Annotated in this window: 22 protein-coding genes and 1 pseudogene; 12 read left to right on the forward strand and 11 right to left on the reverse strand. The window is 59.2% G+C overall.

Annotated features, from left to right (window positions below; all coding sequences use genetic code 11):
• The first annotated feature begins 655 nt into the window (after window positions 1-655).
• The 3 genes from EYW47_RS14710 (at window position 656) to EYW47_RS14720 (ending at window position 1,710) form a co-directional block, all read left to right on the forward strand.
• Window positions 656-961, forward strand: coding sequence for a hypothetical protein (locus EYW47_RS14710; protein ID WP_133195555.1), 306 nt, complete (start codon window positions 656-658; stop codon window positions 959-961).
• A gap of 36 nt (window positions 962-997) precedes the next feature.
• Window positions 998-1,249 (forward strand): hypothetical protein, encoded by a 252-nt coding sequence (locus tag EYW47_RS41805; RefSeq protein ID WP_133195556.1) that lies wholly within the window; start codon window positions 998-1,000, stop codon window positions 1,247-1,249.
• Between the two features lie 119 nt (window positions 1,250-1,368).
• On the forward strand, window positions 1,369-1,710 hold the full coding sequence (locus tag EYW47_RS14720) for an H-NS histone family protein (protein WP_133195557.1): 342 nt from the start codon (window positions 1,369-1,371) through the stop codon (window positions 1,708-1,710).
• A 41-nt stretch (window positions 1,711-1,751) separates the two neighbouring features.
• Here EYW47_RS14720 and EYW47_RS14725 read toward each other — a convergent pair whose 3' ends face one another.
• A complete protein-coding gene (locus EYW47_RS14725; protein ID WP_133195558.1) occupies window positions 1,752-2,006 on the reverse strand; it encodes a hypothetical protein in 255 nt (84 codons plus the stop codon).
• A gap of 129 nt (window positions 2,007-2,135) precedes the next feature.
• Between EYW47_RS14725 and EYW47_RS14730 the strand changes: the two genes are divergently transcribed.
• Entirely contained in the window at window positions 2,136-2,747 is a 612-nt protein-coding gene (locus EYW47_RS14730; protein WP_133195559.1) for a rhomboid family intramembrane serine protease, read from the forward strand.
• Window positions 2,748-3,242: 495 nt separating this feature from the next.
• Here the strand turns inward: EYW47_RS14730 and EYW47_RS41810 are convergent, their stop codons facing one another.
• Window positions 3,243-3,650, reverse strand: coding sequence for a hypothetical protein (locus EYW47_RS41810; RefSeq protein WP_133195560.1), 408 nt, complete (start codon window positions 3,648-3,650; stop codon window positions 3,243-3,245).
• Between the two features lie 894 nt (window positions 3,651-4,544).
• On the opposite strand from EYW47_RS41810, the gene EYW47_RS14740 reads away from it, so the two are divergent.
• The 3 genes from EYW47_RS14740 to EYW47_RS14750 all read left to right on the forward strand — a co-directional run bounded on the left by EYW47_RS14740 (window position 4,545) and on the right by EYW47_RS14750 (window position 6,178).
• Window positions 4,545-4,817: a DUF1488 family protein gene (locus EYW47_RS14740; protein ID WP_133195561.1), complete on the forward strand. Its 273-nt coding sequence runs from the start codon at window positions 4,545-4,547 to the stop codon at window positions 4,815-4,817.
• A gap of 172 nt (window positions 4,818-4,989) precedes the next feature.
• Window positions 4,990-5,433, forward strand: a complete 444-nt coding sequence (locus tag EYW47_RS14745; protein WP_133195562.1) for an RDD family protein — start codon at window positions 4,990-4,992, stop codon at window positions 5,431-5,433.
• Window positions 5,434-5,647: 214 nt separating this feature from the next.
• On the forward strand, window positions 5,648-6,178 hold the full coding sequence (locus EYW47_RS14750; RefSeq protein WP_133195563.1) for an isochorismatase family protein: 531 nt from the start codon (window positions 5,648-5,650) through the stop codon (window positions 6,176-6,178).
• Window positions 6,179-6,709: 531 nt separating this feature from the next.
• Here EYW47_RS14750 and EYW47_RS14755 read toward each other — a convergent pair.
• A complete protein-coding gene (locus EYW47_RS14755; RefSeq protein WP_133195564.1) occupies window positions 6,710-7,216 on the reverse strand; it encodes a Uma2 family endonuclease in 507 nt (168 codons plus the stop codon).
• Window positions 7,217-7,545: 329 nt separating this feature from the next.
• On the opposite strand from EYW47_RS14755, the gene EYW47_RS14760 reads away from it, so the two are divergent.
• The 3 genes from EYW47_RS14760 to EYW47_RS14775 all read left to right on the forward strand — a co-directional run bounded on the left by EYW47_RS14760 (window position 7,546) and on the right by EYW47_RS14775 (window position 9,705).
• Entirely contained in the window at window positions 7,546-7,758 is a 213-nt protein-coding gene (locus EYW47_RS14760) for a hypothetical protein (RefSeq protein ID WP_133195565.1), read from the forward strand.
• A 395-nt stretch (window positions 7,759-8,153) separates the two neighbouring features.
• Entirely contained in the window at window positions 8,154-8,351 is a 198-nt protein-coding gene (locus EYW47_RS14765) for a hypothetical protein (RefSeq protein ID WP_133195566.1), read from the forward strand.
• 1,045 nt (window positions 8,352-9,396) lie between these two features.
• Window positions 9,397-9,705 carry a hypothetical protein gene (locus EYW47_RS14775; RefSeq protein ID WP_133195568.1) on the forward strand — a complete coding sequence of 103 codons (309 nt, stop codon included), beginning with the start codon at window positions 9,397-9,399 and terminating at the stop codon, window positions 9,703-9,705.
• A 903-nt stretch (window positions 9,706-10,608) separates the two neighbouring features.
• Here the strand turns inward: EYW47_RS14775 and EYW47_RS14785 are convergent.
• Window positions 10,609-11,478 (reverse strand): annotated as a pseudogene (locus tag EYW47_RS14785) (tyrosine-type recombinase/integrase); the annotation flags it as partial.
• A 175-nt stretch (window positions 11,479-11,653) separates the two neighbouring features.
• Window positions 11,654-12,343, reverse strand: coding sequence for an SOS response-associated peptidase (locus EYW47_RS14790; protein WP_240763699.1), 690 nt, complete (start codon window positions 12,341-12,343; stop codon window positions 11,654-11,656).
• On the opposite strand from EYW47_RS14790, the gene EYW47_RS14795 reads away from it, so the two are divergent.
• Window positions 12,326-12,628 (forward strand): hypothetical protein, encoded by a 303-nt coding sequence (locus tag EYW47_RS14795; protein ID WP_133195570.1) that lies wholly within the window; start codon window positions 12,326-12,328, stop codon window positions 12,626-12,628. The two genes, EYW47_RS14790 and EYW47_RS14795, sit on opposite strands and share 18 nt — an antisense overlap.
• A 12-nt stretch (window positions 12,629-12,640) precedes the next feature.
• Here the strand turns inward: EYW47_RS14795 and EYW47_RS14800 are convergent, their stop codons facing one another.
• From EYW47_RS14800 to EYW47_RS14825, 6 genes are all read right to left on the reverse strand, one after another.
• Window positions 12,641-13,468: a patatin-like phospholipase family protein gene (locus tag EYW47_RS14800; protein ID WP_133195571.1), complete on the reverse strand. Its 828-nt coding sequence runs from the start codon at window positions 13,466-13,468 to the stop codon at window positions 12,641-12,643.
• The gene (locus EYW47_RS14805) at window positions 13,465-14,037 is read right to left on the reverse strand and encodes a hypothetical protein (protein ID WP_133195572.1); all 573 of its coding nucleotides are present in this window, start codon (window positions 14,035-14,037) and stop codon (window positions 13,465-13,467) included. The genes EYW47_RS14800 and EYW47_RS14805 overlap by 4 nt, the downstream gene beginning before the upstream one ends.
• Before the next feature lie 68 nt (window positions 14,038-14,105).
• The gene (locus EYW47_RS14810; protein ID WP_133195573.1) at window positions 14,106-14,432 is read right to left on the reverse strand and encodes a hypothetical protein; all 327 of its coding nucleotides are present in this window, start codon (window positions 14,430-14,432) and stop codon (window positions 14,106-14,108) included.
• Window positions 14,429-15,067, reverse strand: a complete 639-nt coding sequence (locus EYW47_RS14815) for a phospholipase D-like domain-containing protein (RefSeq protein ID WP_165976566.1) — start codon at window positions 15,065-15,067, stop codon at window positions 14,429-14,431. The genes EYW47_RS14810 and EYW47_RS14815 overlap by 4 nt, the downstream gene beginning before the upstream one ends.
• Window positions 15,064-15,720, reverse strand: coding sequence for a glycoside hydrolase family 19 protein (locus tag EYW47_RS14820; protein WP_240763700.1), 657 nt, complete (start codon window positions 15,718-15,720; stop codon window positions 15,064-15,066). Before EYW47_RS14820 ends, EYW47_RS14815 begins: the two co-directional genes overlap by 4 nt.
• Window positions 15,678-16,016: a hypothetical protein gene (locus EYW47_RS14825; RefSeq protein ID WP_133195576.1), complete on the reverse strand. Its 339-nt coding sequence runs from the start codon at window positions 16,014-16,016 to the stop codon at window positions 15,678-15,680. The genes EYW47_RS14820 and EYW47_RS14825 overlap by 43 nt, the downstream gene beginning before the upstream one ends.
• 80 nt (window positions 16,017-16,096) lie before the next feature.
• Here EYW47_RS14825 and EYW47_RS14830 point away from each other — a divergent pair.
• Window positions 16,097-17,031 (forward strand): acyltransferase family protein (locus EYW47_RS14830; protein WP_205710073.1); only part of this gene is annotated, 935 nt, incomplete at its 3' end.

Consider the following 17,031-nt stretch of genomic DNA (forward strand, 5'->3'; position numbering starts at 1 on the left):
CTTACCATTGCAGCAGGTAAACCTTTAGGACTCCCGTTGGAACGCAACTACAATTGTGATTGCGGCTCCAGGCCCGAAGAAGGTGACGAGCTTCGTCGTGTAGCACGCCGCGATTGCCCATCCATCCTGCGGATGGACACGTGGTATGAATCACGCCAGCTGGGTCTGCACCGTTCGGTAGTGGCATAACGTCGTCTTGGTTTGGATTTGTAAAACCTGCTCTGCGGACCGCATCATGCCGCGCAGTGATTAACGGCAATTCTTACAAAAAGCTTTAGCCTGCAGGCTCGAACCTCCGAAGGATGACCGGCGATTGAGTATTTGCGTTCCTGCCTCGGCAGGATTGCCGACAACGAGTGCCTCACAATGTCTAGTCGCTCAGTCATTTGAAGTGGGCTGCCGCGTCAGAATGTGCCTCCTGACTGACTGTCCCCCCCTTCTGCCCGAGGTCGGCCATCCGGTTTGTATTTGCGTCAATCGGCTCTGTTGAGTGCGTTGTGAACAGCAACCGCGAGTTCGTCGAGCGGTCGATGCGTTGCCAAATAACTCGCTGTTACCAATCTCGCACCGCCGTTTCACCTGTGTCCAGGTCCGCCACCTACACTCCGAACCGTGCTCACCAACAACGCACTAAAGTTGCGGAGGAGTAGCGAAAATGAATAAGACGATTCTCGGCGTGGTACTGGGCGCGGCTGCATTGGCCGCGTCGACGGCTGCAAGCGCACACGTGGATGTTGCTTTGGGGATTGGTGTTCCCGTCGTAGCCTACGCACCAGCTCAACCTGTGTACGTTGCTCCTCCGCCTGTCGCGTACGCGCCTGCTCCGGTTGCGATGGCCTATCGCGACGACGATGACTGGCGTAGGCGTGAGTGGCGGGAACACGAATGGCGAGAACACGAACGTCGCGAGCACCAATGGCGTGAGCACGAGTGGCACGACCGTGGCGACTGGCGCTATTAAGCCGATTTAACGTGTGATACCACACAGGTGCCAATCATGAAGCTGAATCACCGAGTTAGTACGTTCGTTGCCGCTGCAGCATTAGGACTGGCGGCAGCCGGAACAGCAAATGCAGCCGGCTGCCTGAAGGGCGCAGTCGTGGGCGGTGTAGCAGGCCACTACGCGGGACACCACGCAGTCGTTGGAGCGGTCGGTGGCTGCATCGTGGGACGTCACGTCGCGAAGAAGCATGCGGAGGAGCGGGCCGCACAACAACAAGCAATCCGTTCGCAGAAGCTAACCACGTGATACCCGGCTGCGGCTCTAACAGCCGCAGCCGAGGACGCCGATTCGAGTTGTGTTATCGTGGTCACATACGACCTGCACTTATCTGCTCAAGAATGGTATCCAGAGCGGAGCACAACTAGATGGACGAACGAAAACGAGACAGCATTGTTGCCTACCTGCGACGCAGGATGGCCGAGTTGGGAATCGAACCCAGCGATGTCGCTGCGTCACTTGCGGCGGACCAGGAGAAAATGCGAGCGGCACGTTACCGCGATGCCAGTGGCAACACCTGGGACGGCAAAGGCGATACCCCACAGTGGGTGCTCCAGGCGACCAGCGCCGGACAGTCGCTGGAGCACTTTGCAATCAGCGGGACGCCGGAACCCAAATCAGGAAAGCACGCCAGCGTAGATTGGGGCAATGACCCGTTCGCTGGCAGCAGACTCGCGACAAATAAAATGGAGCGCCTCGGAGCTGCCTGAGTTTTGCCCCATGCCCTGTTCCGCGCCCCTTGGATGCATCGTCAATGCAGGGTGCGCTCGTCGTCTTCGTCGCGATAGCAATCGATGATGCCCATACAGTACGCCACCCCAATGCGTGCCGCTGCCGCATGGGGAAACGAACCACCCGGGACCCGCATGACCTCCGCAGTAAGCGGCGCAAGACGCAGTTCAGATGGGTCGACGATGCGGCAAGAGATGTCGGCTTCTCCAGACGAAACGGAAAAGACCTGCACATGAATCTCAAGCCCGAGATAGGTGTCTGTGAACGTCTCCATACGGGTCTCCGCGTGCTCCGTGCGAATCATCCTGGCACGCTACAGCGCTGCTTTCCGCATCCTCAGTGGATTCAGCAGTCTATAGTGTGATGCTGTGTCCGGAATTACAGCGTCAACACCAGATAACGCATGTCAGCCCTTAACCCGCCCTCCGGTGCCAAGCGCGCATCTATCTTCAACCAGTTGAAGGCCCGCATCGTGTTGCTCGGACTGTTCGTCGGCTCGATGTGGGTAACGTTTCTTGTGTCGGCAGCCCTACCCTTCCTGCACCTGAATCGACACGGTGTAGTGCCGCGGACGCTAAGCGGCCTTCAGGGCGTACTGTTCGCCCCTTGGCTGCATGCGAGTTTTTTCCACATCATTTCGAATACGCCAGGCCTGTTAGTGCTCGGGTGGCTGTGCATGTGGCCGCGAATCGCCAACTTCTGGCAAGCCACCGCCGGCGGGATGTTGGGCGCGGGCTTGTGCGCGTGGCTCCTCGGTTCACCGTATACGGTTCACATCGGTGCGAGCGGAGTCATCTTCGGCTACGCGGGTTATCTCGTCGCGTATGGCTTCTACAGTCGAAAGTTCATCCCGATGCTCATCGCGCTCTTCGTCGCATGTAGCTACGGCGTCAGCATGCTTTTTGGAGTGCTGCCGCTAACACCCGGCGTGTCCTGGCAGAGCCATCTTGGTGGCGCGATTGGCGGTATCCTGGCTGCGAGATTCTTCCACCAAAATCATCCCCAGCGGCTTTGAAGTTTCTCCTTAGCTGCGCTCAGTGAGCTATACCTTCCAACCTCGTAAATGTTGGTATCCACGGCGTAGCTCCCAAGGCCAAGCGGGCAGTTGAGTTGGACGCGTTACCCGCGGCGAAGTGCTGAATAGCGAGACTAATCGCCCTCGTTTCGACCAATTACGCTCTTGCTATCAACCCTACACTGTTTTCGTGGGAGCAATCATGAGCCCACACGCGGTCTTCCCCCCGCGTTGTTTTGAACCGTACCGTTGATAGTACCTCCGGCGCCGTGCGCGCCGGTCGTTTGTGAACGCAGTAGGTAGCCGAAGTAGCAGCAGCGTTGTTGTGGGGCCGGCAGTGGGCGTTGGTACGCCTGCTGCCAACTTCAATCCTGTCCAGCCCTGTTCCAAGCGGAACAGGGCTCTTGTTCGCCCGCTCACGGCCTCCGGCATCCGATTTGGTCCACGAAGGTACGGCGAATGACACGCCCAACAGCTTAACGGGCACTGCTCGTATCAATGGTCATGCCTCTCGTCGCGGTCCCCGTGCTCGTGATGCCAGTCTCCTCGCGGGCCACCGTCGTCATGGTAACGGCCCCAGTCACCGCGATGCCCCTCGTAGTGGTCACGGGCATCGTGCCATTCCCGTTCATCATGATGGTGCTCTTCCCACTCCCTACGTTCCCAATAGCGATGGCCGTCGTAGTATCTTTCGCCATACCAGCCTGGACTGACGATAACAGCCGGCGGAGGCGCCTCATACACTGGCGGTGGCGCGACATAGACGGGTGCGGGTGCAACTGCAATACCGGGGACGCCAATGTCCACGCCGACATCGACGTGGGCGGAGGCGACGGCAGATACACCTATGCCGATACCTGCAACCAGTGTCATCGCGGACCAGCGGCGAGATGTAATGCTCATAATTTTCTTTCCCTGATATGTATGCTTTGGCAGTTGGATGCGCAGAAAGTCAGCTACGGTTAATAGCGGTGATAGTAGCCGCCTGCTGGTACCACGATGCATCCGCTCAGCGCTGTTCCAAGACATACGGCTATCAGCGTCAACGCAAAGATTCTTTTCATAAGTGCCTCACTTGTCAGTTGTGAACGCACTATATTGAGACGGAGAATTACCGGTGTTTTTGTGTGTAACGAGACGTGACGTATGAAACCCCAGTCCCACCATTTGCTGCGAGGCGGCTTTGCGCTACCAGCGAAGAATCATGCTCGTCGGAAGCGGGTGAGGCAGGAAGGTTCGGGTGACGCTACGAGTCACGGCTCCGAAATCAATCACGTGGGAGCAAGGCAGCGGGTCGGCCGAATGAGGAGTTCGGCATCGCGCCAGCCAGCGCTCGACCCGCAGCACGTCCAAGTATCTGTCATTCCGGCGAACGAATCACCGGTTATCTTTGGAAAACATCCTTGCAAGCGTTGGCAGAATCTGGGTTTGCCCGGCCAACGGTCCAGGAACGGCTTGTGGAGCCTCTGACAATTGCTTACAAACGGCACGGTTCTCGTGCGCCGGCGTATATTTACTGCTTCCGCCTCGTGATCTACGCGGCGGGCCGCGAGTCGACCGGTGCCACCTGGACTACCAGTCTTCTCGAATCATGCGGTCCCTTTAGGTTGACAAGCAACGCGCGGGCGCCCGGCCCGATAGCGCAGAGGGTTCTGAACGCTTCGTCAATTACGGGTCCAGTGCTCATACCACCTGCTAGCAACCTCTCGCGTTATTATCAGCTGTATTCAGCAGAGGCGAGACGATACATTTGATTGTTTGCCGCCGCCACGCCCGCACACTTGAAGCGCACTAACCATGGACTCCACCTTCGCCGCCGACGTCAGCCTTTCCGCGGATGGACAGCTTGTCCTTTTCGTCATATCTACCCGTAACCAGTCGGTGCAATGTTCAATCAGCCGCGAGGCTCTCGAGCAATATTTTTGGCTGCCGGCCGGCGCGAATGACGCGCGCACATTGAAAGCATTCATCGACGGGCAACAGCGTATTACGGCCGCGGCTGAGCGGCGGATGCTCAAGTCATCTGGCGCACCGATCGCATTGACTGCAGCAGAATTTGCGAGGTCATGATGTAACCGTCGCCGCACACGACACTCAAGGTTGAGTACTGACTGAACTCACCGCAGGTTTGCAGCGTGTTTGTTCGCAGGAACGCAGATGAAGGGAAAGAAGGCCTCGGCGGAAGCATCGGCGCGTACCGCGTGGAAGTTCGTAATGTCAATCAACCAGACCGAGGGTTCAGATGCGATACGCCTCCTGCTCGCGACGCGCCAGCGCGTTGACCATCGATTCAATCTGGTGGACCGTAATCGTACTTTTCTTGCCGCTCGGTCCATCGACTGAGGAAATCCTCACGACGCCAGAGTCCTTCGCTTCCACCATCGTTTTGTGGCTGGCAATCGGGCAATGTATTCCCATCCTCATAACCGGCCTGCTGTGGGCCACATGGGGCACTTCACCCGGGAAACGCGCACTGCATCTTCGGATAGTCGATGCCGATACCGGTCGGCCAATGACAGTGCAGCAAGCTGGTTTGCGCACGCTAGGCTACCTGCTGACCTTCACGACGTGCGGTGCCGGATTCTTGTGGGTTCTGTTCAACCGACAAAAGCAGACGTTGCACGACCGGATAGCCAATACGGTCGTGATTGATGAAGGCCCCATCGACGGCGCTCATCGAAAGTGAGGTCGACCGATGACAGACGGGATTCACTGCCCGGACGAAACCAGGCGCGCGGACGCCTCAAATGCGGAACAGCGGTCCGCTGCAGCGGCACCGAGATAGATACGCTCGTGAGTGGCCCGCACCGTTTAACCATGTCTACAACCGGACCACCAGCTTCGGTACGCTGGCGCGCAAACGAAGCTATCCTGGAAGACTGTCCTCAAAAGGAATGGCAATGCTGCATACGCTAGAGGCATCAGTGGTCGTTCTGGTGGACCTGCAAACGAGACTTATGCCTGCAATACATGAAGGAGCGGTGGTCGTAGCTCAGGCTGCTCGGCTGGGCAGAATCGCGCAGTTGCTCAACGTGCCCATCATCGGTACCGAACAGAGCCCCCAGCGACTTGGTGAGAATGCGGAGAATATCAAGAGCCTGTGCTCGAACACCGTCGTCAAGGACCATTTCGATGCGACCGCCGAAGGTCTCGTCGGCGCGTTACCTCAAGGGCGAACGAGGATAATTGTTGCAGGCTGCGAGGCGCACGTCTGTGTACTGCAAACTGTGATTGGCTTGCTGAGTCACGGCTTGCAGGTCACGCTTGTCAAAGACGCAATCGGTTCGCGTAAAACTTCAGACCGTGATGCGGCGATAGACCGGCTCGCCAGAGCGGGCGCCGAAGTGTCGACCGTGGAAATGGTCGCGTTCGAGTGGTTACGCTCCAGTCAGCATCCCCAGTTCCGCGACGTGTTGCAACTTATCAAATAGCAGGCGACGCTTGCCGAACGCTGGTATCGGCATCGAGCTCGATACGATGACGGCGGCAATCATCGGTGGCACCCGCTTCTCGGGCGGCATTAGAGCGGCAATGGGAATGCTCGCAGGTGCATTCATCATTGGCGTACCAGCGCTAACGACTTGGCGCAGCGCGTACTGGGTTTCGTTATAGGCAGATGAGGCGTCACTATCTCCGCTCACGAAGATGCTTTTTCCTCACAACTCCGGGTCAGAGGCGCGCAAAGGAAAGTCGACGTTGCTTCACTTTAACCTCGGTCCGCTGATGGGACAGGTTCAGGCAGTTATTCGGATGGCGCCAGCTTGAGACCGCCGCCCCGAGACTTCTCAATTTATCTCGCTTTATGGGTGCGCACCTGCAGCAAGTCCTTTGCCAGCAATGCACTCTTCCTCACCTTTTGTATCCCTCTACGTCCCCACGTCCACGCCATACAGATGGGTGCTTCCTCAGCGATGACAGACAAGATTTAGCACCGTGTCTTAGTGGGACGACGGGGCAAACTCTTAGAAGTACATTTGCTCAAGTGAGAGCGTTATTCCGAACGCCGAGGCTTGCTGCGGGCCATTCGCGCCATAGAATTCCAGTTCTCCGTGCTGGCCGACAACGATGACCTCTCGGGCGCCGCCCTCCAGGTAAGCCCTGACTCTCGGGCCGATGTCATGCGGCAACTTGCGGTCAAGGAGCACTTCGACACACAGGTCTGGCACAAACGGGATTGGGCCTTCCCGATCAAACCCTTCCCACTTTTCGGGTGGCATCCAGACAACGTCAGCTACACGGATGCCGAATGCCGGTGTCGTCACGGCGACCGACATTGCCGCCACGTGACCAATCTGCTCGGCGATTTCGCAATAGACGTCGGTCAGAACAATCTGGCGTCTTGCTGAAGGTTGAGAAAGCGGCACCGTTTCACCTCGACCATCCAGCTCGCAGCACGACCCCGACTCAGAGTTCGGGTGAATCCGACGCCAGGTTGCAACGAGACCGTCGAGCTCGAGAAGCGTAGACACAACGACAAGCCTCCGATGGGGGGGAACCGCCTAAGGGTAATCCCTTTATCGGCGCGTGAAAAGTGATAAATAATTGTGCGTTGCACAATCGACTCATGCGGTGTGCATAAGGTGTGCTATTTTGCCGTTATCGGACCTGATGATTGGGCCCTACGCTCCTCGCAACAAGACGGCTTCGAGGTTGGGCCTGAGTTCTGCCCCTATTTATGCTGCGATGCAGCAACACAGGTAATCGAGTGGTGTGACGTCGAATTATCTCTGCCGACTAAGGCAGATTCTGCGGCCGCTTGGTGCCGTGTTACCGCAGTTTCTTGAACACGAGAAGTGAAATGGAACTCGATGAGGAGACATTCCGGCGACTGCGCCGGCTCGCCCCGGTACTAGACGACATCCTCAACGCAGGAGAAGTCGAACATGTGGACCAAGCGGTGAATCTCGCGGTGCTCGCGCGACTATGCTCGACCCTGTCCGACGCCTACTACTCCATGCATCCTGATGAGTCGACGCAAGCAAGCGTCGACGGGGACGAGCCGCAAAAATAGCATCGCGCTCTCCACGCTCGCCCAGTGTCCTCGCCTTTTTCGTTGTCGCGCGACGCCGGCGCCCCTCGCTGCGCCGCGGCCAATGGTAGCCTCGTCATACGCCATCCGTTCGAAATCAGGCCATTGACGCCCGCTGATGAGCACGTAGACAGACTGGAACGCCTGGCGACACAAGTTCAGAGCGTGGATGTTGGCCTTCTGCGGAGTCGATGCGGCGAAGTGTTCGTCTGAATCCAACATCGCGTCGCTTTTTAGCCCACGACACGCAGGACGCCGATTGCGTCGGAAGCCCGGCAAACATGGGCACCCGGACGAGGCCGCACCCATCGGCACAGTGTTTGCAAGACAACGCCTGCCCGATTCTCTCTCTCGCCGTCCATCCAACGGAGGCCAACGTGCTGGCAACGAAAGCGTTTACCGAAACCTGCGTCATTGACGGCATTGCCGTCACACTCACGTTCTTTCCTGACACCGGCGTATTGCGAATCACCGACGCTTTTGGTCGCCGGATTCGGGAGACGCGGTGGTCTTTGTCTTGGGGCAACCTCGTCACGACGCTCCGCGAGGTCGCTGCCCTTCCGGCGAAGTGCTAACGATATGGGATACGCTCAAAGCATGGCATCCGCAGCGCATAGCGTCGGTCTTGATACGTAAAAAGTCCCGGTTCACAGCTCCGGGAGATGTGGTATGCCTATCGATAATCCACAGGCCGCCACGTGATGACACAAAAGGTAGCTTCGACGGTGTTTTGTAGGTCTCCACCGATAGAACTCAACGAGAATGCAATGCAGGTGAAGCTGATTTCCCCGAGCCTCGTGAGTGTTTCGCCGATGACACGGCCTAACGGTCTCGCGCCTACCACGCGACCCATCTTGGCAGAAGTCAGTTTGAGCTAGCAGTAGCGTCCTGATGACTTGTCAGTTATCCTTATTATTTGCACTTGGCGCCATTTCAGCAGGTACATCATTTCCTGAAGGGACGCTTTCTCTCTCTCGAGAATCTGAGCGCCGCTTGGCGGCCAGGCCATCGCAGCGGGAGCCCTCGGTCAAGCCACGTCGCATCTTGCCACGGGATAACGTCATGGACTGTCACATTCAATTGCTATATAGGATACGAAATCCACCAGGAGATTGATTTGGACGTTCGAAAGTCAGTGTTACACGTCGAAACTGCAACGAAACATCCATTTGAGAGCTGCTTCATTGACCTCGGTGGGCACTCCGCAGAACGGGCGCTCACTGTGCTCACGGCCGCGGTGCACGCTGCTCAACGCGAAATGAATGCCTTTGACTGGATTACCGATGCGCTTCCCGGCGCGACTCTTAAGCCGGCCCTGGCATTCGGCACAGTTGGTGAACTGTATCGCTCATACACAAGACCAGCTGAACTGTTCCGCTTACAAGGAGTGCGGCGCGCCTGACCCCGACCTGGAAGGAAGCGCAGGATGCGGGACTAGCCTGGGCAAAGGCGTAGGTCGCACGCACGGTTAGCGCGGGGGTGCAGCGTAGGTTCCTCGGATACTCGCAGGCACAAAGGCTGCTGCTAACGTGTCACTGGCGAGCGCTAGACGTTCGAAGCGGAAATAGGTAGTCTCAAAGTACTTCATGAACAGTCTGACCAACGTCAAGGAGCTGACACATGGAAGTGAGCACCGAAGCGCTTGTGGACATGCTGCGCGAAGTTGAAGCCGAGGACCCTATTGACTATGCAGACCTTCCGTTTGGGGAACAGGAACTGCGACGCCTTGTCATGAGCTCGCTCGTGGAGCGACATCATGCGGTCGAGGCCGACATGTCGGTATCTGACCTCAACGCGTTGTACCTTCTAAGCACCGCGAAGCTCGTTCTCGAAAACACGGTGCTCCACGCTCGCCTGCTTTTGCTTCAGGGGCAGCAGGTCGACGTTCAGTCGCTCCTGGCCCCGTTCACCCTCAAGGGTAGAAAGTAACGAGGCGGGATGCATGCCGGGATTTCGCGGTTGAGTCGGCCCAATCCGCGAAATCCTCGCGGTCAACTTGGGCTTTAGTGGCCGCTATCGGGGTTGCATTGAGGCATGTGACCACAAGTGGCCCATCCCAAGCGTGTCAAACTACCGCTCGCACTGTTGCTCCCGGAAACACCTCCATACCCGGATGTGCCGGGGGAGGCGTTGGGCGATGTGTTGGTCGAGGCACTGGTGGCGCCCGATACCGGTTGTGCATTTTGCTGCCCTGACATGTCCTGAGCTTGCACTGCGCTCACTAACGAGACTACGCCCACGAGCGCTGCAGACATGAGAAACGTCGTCTTCATGGCTTACCTCCTTTACGACATCAGGTTTCTTTGCAGCCGCTATGACACAGGCAATGGGTGAAGGGGCCGTACATGCGCCTTGGCACAGACGCTGCCGGTGATTCCACCTGCTGCCGGAGTCCGGTGGCGGGGACGTTTTTCTGACCTTGGCCTTCCACCGGATTCAGCGAGAAACAAGTAACGCGGCAAATCCGCGATTGGCGTTCGAGGGGACAGGAGCACCTGAAGAACCGCCGGAGGGCCGGTAAGCCCAGCGCGCGAAAAAGAAGGCGCACGACTTTACGATACGTCGCCTGTCGGAAGAGATACCAAGCCTTTCGTTATATAGCGTAAGTCTTTCGCTATATAACGGCCCGCGCCTTGGCTTCAAGGCAGCGCGTGACAGACTTTGTTTCGTCTTGCCAGACAATCTCTCGTAATTGAGCGTTATTACGTGTCCGACCTCGATGCATGATGATGCGATGCTCTTCAGCACTGCCGGTATGCTCCAGCTCGCAAACAACTTTCAGGTTTGCATGCCGACGCCCAAGCGCAATGGTGTTTGGAAACGTGGCGTTTTCCTGCGCAGCGCCGCGTCGATAGCAGCTTCGCTCATGGGACAACGGCTCGAGCGCGCACCAGGAAATACGTATCGACCTCGCCCGGTCAGTGCACGGAGTTCACGCAGGATCGCCACGGCTTGCGCCGCGAGGGGAACGAAATGGGCTGTGTCAGTCTTCGTCGCTGCGTAGCGCCATTCCGCACGATCAAGGTCGAATTGAGACCATTCCGCCTTACGCAGTTCGCCCGGCCGCACGAATAGCATAGGAGCCAGTTTCAGTGCGCATAGCACAGGAAATGTTCCGCTAAAGCCATCGAACGCACGCAACATCTCCCCAACCTTCGTCCGATCGGTAATCGCCGCGAAATGTGTTGTTTGCGCCGGTGGAATTGCCCCAATGAGGTCGCGCGCGGGATCGGATTTGCAGAGACCCTCCTTGATGCCGTATCGGAACACACGGCTAATTTCGCCACGAAGGCGATGTGCCGTATAGCGCGCTCCACGACTGTCCACGCGTTTGAGCGCATCGAGGATCTCCGGCGCGTCGATTTCCGCTACGGGGCGCTTGCCGAGCCATGGGAACGCGTCGTTCTTGAAACGAGCCAGTGTCTTGTCGTGCTGCGCCGGTTCGACGTATGTGCGACGCTCCTCCATCCATGCAAGCGCAACAACTTCGAAGGTGTTGATCACCGAAAGACGCGCAGCGCGCTTTTCCACCTTTTTTGCAGCCCCAGGATCGATGCCGCCAGCAAGCCTCTCGCGGGCCTCGTCTCGCTTCCTACGGGCTGCCGCAAGCGAGACATCTGGATAAACGCCAAGCGCCAGCGTCTTGTCCTTGCCTGCGAACCGATAGTTCATCCGCCAATATTTTGCGCCGGACCTGTCGATGCAGACCACCCCAGCAACAAAAAACCCGCGTGGCCTAACGCCAACGCGGGTTTCAGGATTCCGGCGGAGGATGCCGGAACAGATTCTGGTGCTCAGAGCGGGACTCGAACCCGCGCGCTTCCTTGCCTGGCGTGGCTTCGTATGCGAATGCTGGCAAAAAGCTGGCATTTCGTCGCTACGAGGCCGGCGTCTCCTTTGCGGCGCGCGGCGGCGCCGGGCACGCCTCCGCATGCATCTTGTTCGCGGGGAATAGGTTCAGGAACGACCGCGCCTCGTCCATCGACGTGCTGGCGAGCCAGCTCTCGTATTCGGCGGCCGGCAGGATGACGACCGATCGCTTCTCGTCGTCAGGCTTGTGGAAGCGGCTCATGAGCGGATGCTCGGCCGAGTTGACCGTCAACATCGTGAACGAGAGCTCCGGCCCTTCGGGCTCGTTCCACTCCCGCCAAAGCCCGGCGATCGCGAACGGCGAGCCGTCGGCCATGCCAATACGCCATCGCTCGGCTTTCCCGGTCTCATAGTTGAACTCGTAGAACGCGTCGGCCGGGATCAAGCAAAGCTGCTGCTTTTTCCAGGCGCCGCTGAAGTTCCGCTTCTCGCCCACCGTCTCCGAGCGCGCGTTCATCGTGTCGAAGGGCTTGACGCCTTTCGGGATGTGCTTGCGCGGCACGATGCCGAACGTCGCCACGTCGGCCCGCTCGACGCCCTCAACGCGCCGGATAATCGGCGCCGGATAGTCCTTCCAGACATCATCGCGCCACGGACTCTCGGGCGGTTCGACACCAAAGTGTTTGAAGAGCTGGTCGCGGCGCGCGGCGGCGTAATTCGTGCACATGGATGGCTCCCGGTGGCGAGCGCCCATCATAACCAGATCGATGCGCTTTCTGGCTATACTGTATATTTATACAGTGGTTTGGAGGGGCAAAAAATGGAGCCGCTTTGGGAGTACCGCTGGGAGTTTGTCGAGGATGGCCACTGGGGCGGCCGCAAGGAGACGCTGCACCATATGACCGACGAGGAAGCGACGGTATGGTGGGCATATGGAAGGAAAGGGACTCGGCGCCTCGATGAGACGAAGCGCGACCGGAACACCTTTGAGGTCGACTGGAGCCTCACGAACGGGTACAACCCGTATCGCGGGCTCCCCTGAGACTGATCGAACCTACGCGCCGGTGACCGCCGGCGAGACGAGCTGCGCCAGCGCCATCTGTGCGGCGGCGTAGCCATCGTTGAACAGCCGCTGCCGTAGCCCGAGCGGCATCGCACGATCGAGTGTCGATGCATACCCGGTCTCCACGAACGCCATGTGCGCCCCAGCCGCCTGAGCAGCCGATACGTGCGTCGATTCGCAGGCGGAGAGCATCAGATCGATGAGGCGCATCGAGAAGTCGATCGCCGAGAGCGCGCTGCGCGGGCGCACCGGCAGGTCCTGGCTGACGAGCTGGATCCCGAGCCGCGGCACGTCGTCGATCTTCAGACGGTCGACCGGAATGTTGTTCACCATCCCGCCGTCGGCCAGCATCGCCGCCCCGAACTGCAGCGGCTCGAAGGCAAACGGGATCGACGTCGATGCGCGCACCGCTTGCGCGATCGCCGCAGACGGTGTTCGCACGCGCGAGAACTCGAACGGCGCCTCCGCCGAGACATCTGACGCGACGACCGTCAGGTCGACGCCCAGCTGGCCGAACGACAGGCCGCCTGTGTGCTCCGCCAGCCATGCGAGCAGCTTCGAGCCGTCGCAGAAGCCGCGCATGCGCAGCGCCGCGAGCGGACTGAAGGACAGCATTCCCGACCAGTCGAACGTCAGCGCCATCGTCTTCATGTCCGAAAGCGCCATGCCGCACGCGGCGAGCGCCGCGACGATGCTGCCGCCAGAAGTGCCCGCCAGCTCGACCGGCTCGAAGCCGGCGTCGGAGATCGCCTGCAGGGCGCCCACGTGCGCCGGCACCTTGAAGCCCGATCCGCTCAGTGCCACGCGGATCGGCTTCATTGCAGCGGCGCGCCGGTGAGCGGCGTCGAGGCGGCCGCTGGCGCGGATGCTGCGGAGGCGCCGGACGCCGGAACTGCAGCCGAAGCCTTCGCCGAAGCAACGGCATTCTCGAACTGGTTGACAAGGTTCGTCGCCAGCTCGGCCACGGCGAAGCCAGCCTGTATCGCGGCCTGCGTGGCCGGGGGCAGCGGCATCGCAGCCACGATCCCTGCCACGGCGGGGATACCTTGCTGGATGAGCGCCTGCACGTTGGTCGTCGTAATAGTTGCGCCGCCCGCGCACACGCCATTGACGAGCGGCTGGACCGTGCTCTTGATCACCGTATTGGCATTGGCCGCGAAGGGCAGCGTCGCGCCAGCCGTCGCGTTGAACGTCGTGATGAGCGTGATGGCGTTATCGAACGCCGGGCAGAATGCGCCCGCGAGCTGCGCGGGCGACATGGTCAGTTGTGGCAGCGTCAGTACGGGCGTCGCGGAGGTCGAAGTGGTAGATGTGCCGGTGGTCGTCGCGCAGCCAGCAAAAGCGACGGACGCGGCAAGTCCTGCCGCAAGCAGCATACGTTTTTTCATGGGTGAGAACCTTCGGGAGTTAAATGCGGCGATCGCCGCGAGAAATACTGCTCGAGGTGAACGACGAATTACTGCTCGGCCGCCTGGGAAGCGACGGGCTGCGTGACGGCGGGAGCCGGAGGCGGCGGCATTACTCCAGACCTCGGCTGATAGCCGCCCACGGCGGCCGCCGGCGCCACCGAGCGGTTCAGGCGCACCATCAGCGCGGCGAACAGCGGAGAAAGCACGTTTGCGCCGAGCCAATGCGCGCCGGCGACGATCGAAACCGCCAGCGATCCCTCAACCGCAGGCGCGAGGTCGATATGCCAGGCCTGCGCGATTCGTGCTATCACCGGAACCAGCAACAGCGTCGCGCCGGCGGCCGTTCCGGAATTCATCGGGGAAGTCTGGTTCATGCATGCTCCTGGTGAGATCTGCGCTTGCGCGCGGTAGTCGCGCCGCGATGCGCGGCGACGTGTTCGGCCAGCAGCTCGGCCTGAAACCGGGCAACCGCATCCGGACACGTGAATATCGATTGCGTGTTGTTCTGTGCCTTGTAGCCGACGCCGCCGGCCGATCCTTTCACGACGAATGTCCCCTCCCCTGACGCGCTCCAGTTGGTCGAGCCTTCGGCGCCGACCTTGCCGTCGGCGACGAATCCTTTCGTGTGGCTGATCTGGTGAGTGGTCGACTGGCCGATTACGAAGTGCGTGTTGAAGCCGGTCGGATCCGCCGCCGCATCGGAATCGAGCAGCCGCTTCTCGTGCACGCCGCCGGCCTGCGACTTGTCCAGCGTGATAAGGCAGGTGATCGAGCGATCGTGGACGATGCGCATCACGATCTCGTTCAGCTCCTCGTCGTCATACCCGAACATGTTCAGGTAGAGGGAGACCGTGACGCGCGAGAGCACGTGCTTGAGGACGTCATGGACGTCATCGCGGCCCACATAGAAAAGATGGAAGTCCTTCGACGCATTCGGAGAATATGTGCCCTCCTTTGTGTATTGCGCGAGGTCCAGGAGGTCGAAGGTGTGCAGGGTTTTCGTGTTCATGCGATTCCCAATGATTTTTTTGCCGCGCCGTACAGCGCGAGCCGCTGCGAGTAGCCATTCAATCCGCCGTTGATAGCCCACGTGATCTGCTGGAAGTTGGCGGCGTCGGCCAAAGCACTGAGGTTGCTATTCCCCCAAAACCAACCAGCAGACATGGCCGCATTAGCCGGTTGCTCGAGCAGCTCAGGATGGTTCAGCAAGTCGAGCTCGAGGCCCATCTCGCACAGGACATATGCATCGCGCCCGGTCACCTGAATGCAGCCGCGTCCGCGGTACTTCCAGCCGTCGCCGCTTGCCTCGTCACCGTTTCCCATGCGGCTCGCATACACGCGATTCGCGATCATCGGCGGCTTGTTGGCGTACTGCCGCGCCGACTGCTCGTCGAAGTAGTTTGGGAAGGTCGAAAGCAGGCCTTCGGAGCTGTAGTTCAGGTTCTCTGCTACCGCCGTGAGGCGCGCACTTTCGACGCCGATCTGCGCGAGGAACGCGGCGACACGCAATGGCGTATTGATCGAGTACTTGTCGCATGCAGCCTGGAGAGGCTGGGTCCATTGCGCAGAGCGCGGCAGCGGCGCGCCGCACCCTGCCGAGATGATTTGCGGGGTGAGGTTCATAGGACCGCCATCAGAAACTTGAAGCAGTCCGATAGCCACGCGGGAAACCGATGAAACTCGACGTAGTACCAAAACCCATACAGGCCGAGCGCCGGCAGTCCCATCGGAACGAGGACCTGCTTCATCAGGAACCGCCACGCGGCAGCGAAGCGACAGAAAAACCGCACGGCCGTAATGCCTTCGGTCCATGCGGAACGAATAAAAGCTGTGTCTTCGGCGACCTTCTCGGTGACCTTCGTGTTATTGGCAATCGCCTCGTCCTGCTTGTCGAGGCGCGTGACCACCGCGCGCCGAAACTCGGGTTCGGGCATATCCATCATTTCGTCGGCTTCCATGTATCCCCGGAAATGAAAAAGCCGCCTTCAGAAGGCGGCTTTTGATCGTTATCTAAGGCGTTTCTTGCCCAGGCGGTCCGATGGACAGCCTCGCAAATCGAGCGGCGAACGGAGGGGCAATCGGCACGCGTATAATTCCAGCCGCCCTACCGACCGCAACCGATATGAATATCCATCCTTTATCAAAGCCAGCGGGCCGCACAGAATCGCTCGACGTTATCCGCGGCATTGCGGCCATGGTCGTGATGCTGTCTCATTGCAGCATCGGCGTATCGACCGCGATGCCCGCTGCCTGGGCAGCGTTGGCATGGACGCCGCTCAGATTCTTCTGGGCTGGCCACCAGTCTGTGATCATGTTCTTCGTGCTGAGCGGATTTGCGCTTACCCGCATGATCGAAAGCATGAAGCCCTACGGCTACTGGAAATATTTGGGCGCCAGAGTTGCTCGTCTATACCCCCCTTATATCCTATCCGTCGTTTTCGCCCTGGCAGTATTCGGCACGATCTCTGCCTTTGGCGTCCATTGGGAGTGGGGATGGATGACGGTCAGCAAGCCGTATCTGACATTGCCGCTTGCACTCGGCCACCTGATGATGGTCGGTGTATTCCAAATGGGAGATATCAATCCAGTCATCTGGTCGCTGGTCTACGAGATGAGGATATCGATCCTCTTCCCATTGGTGCTCTGGGCTGTTTCGCGGTACAACTTTAAAGCCGTTTTTGCCTTTGTTGGACTGTCCCTGCTCTATTGGCTTCGCTATCGAGGCTTGACATGGGATTGGCCCCTCACGGCAACATCGAATCTGCTTGAGACGTTGCATTACACGACATTCTTCGCGTTCGGGTCATGGATTGCACTCAATCAGATTTCCATACGAGCAAAGCTCGCCGCGTTAAGCAAAGTTGCCACTGGCATGATGTGGCTGCTCGGACTGGCGCTCTTCACCTATTCCTATAATGGATCTTTTCATCTCGGGCAGCGAGCGCTTGCCGATGTTTTCATTGGAATAGGCTC

It is taken from the genome of Paraburkholderia silviterrae, from assembly GCF_004353915.1.
Classification (GTDB): Bacteria; Pseudomonadota; Gammaproteobacteria; order Burkholderiales; family Burkholderiaceae; genus Paraburkholderia; species Paraburkholderia silviterrae.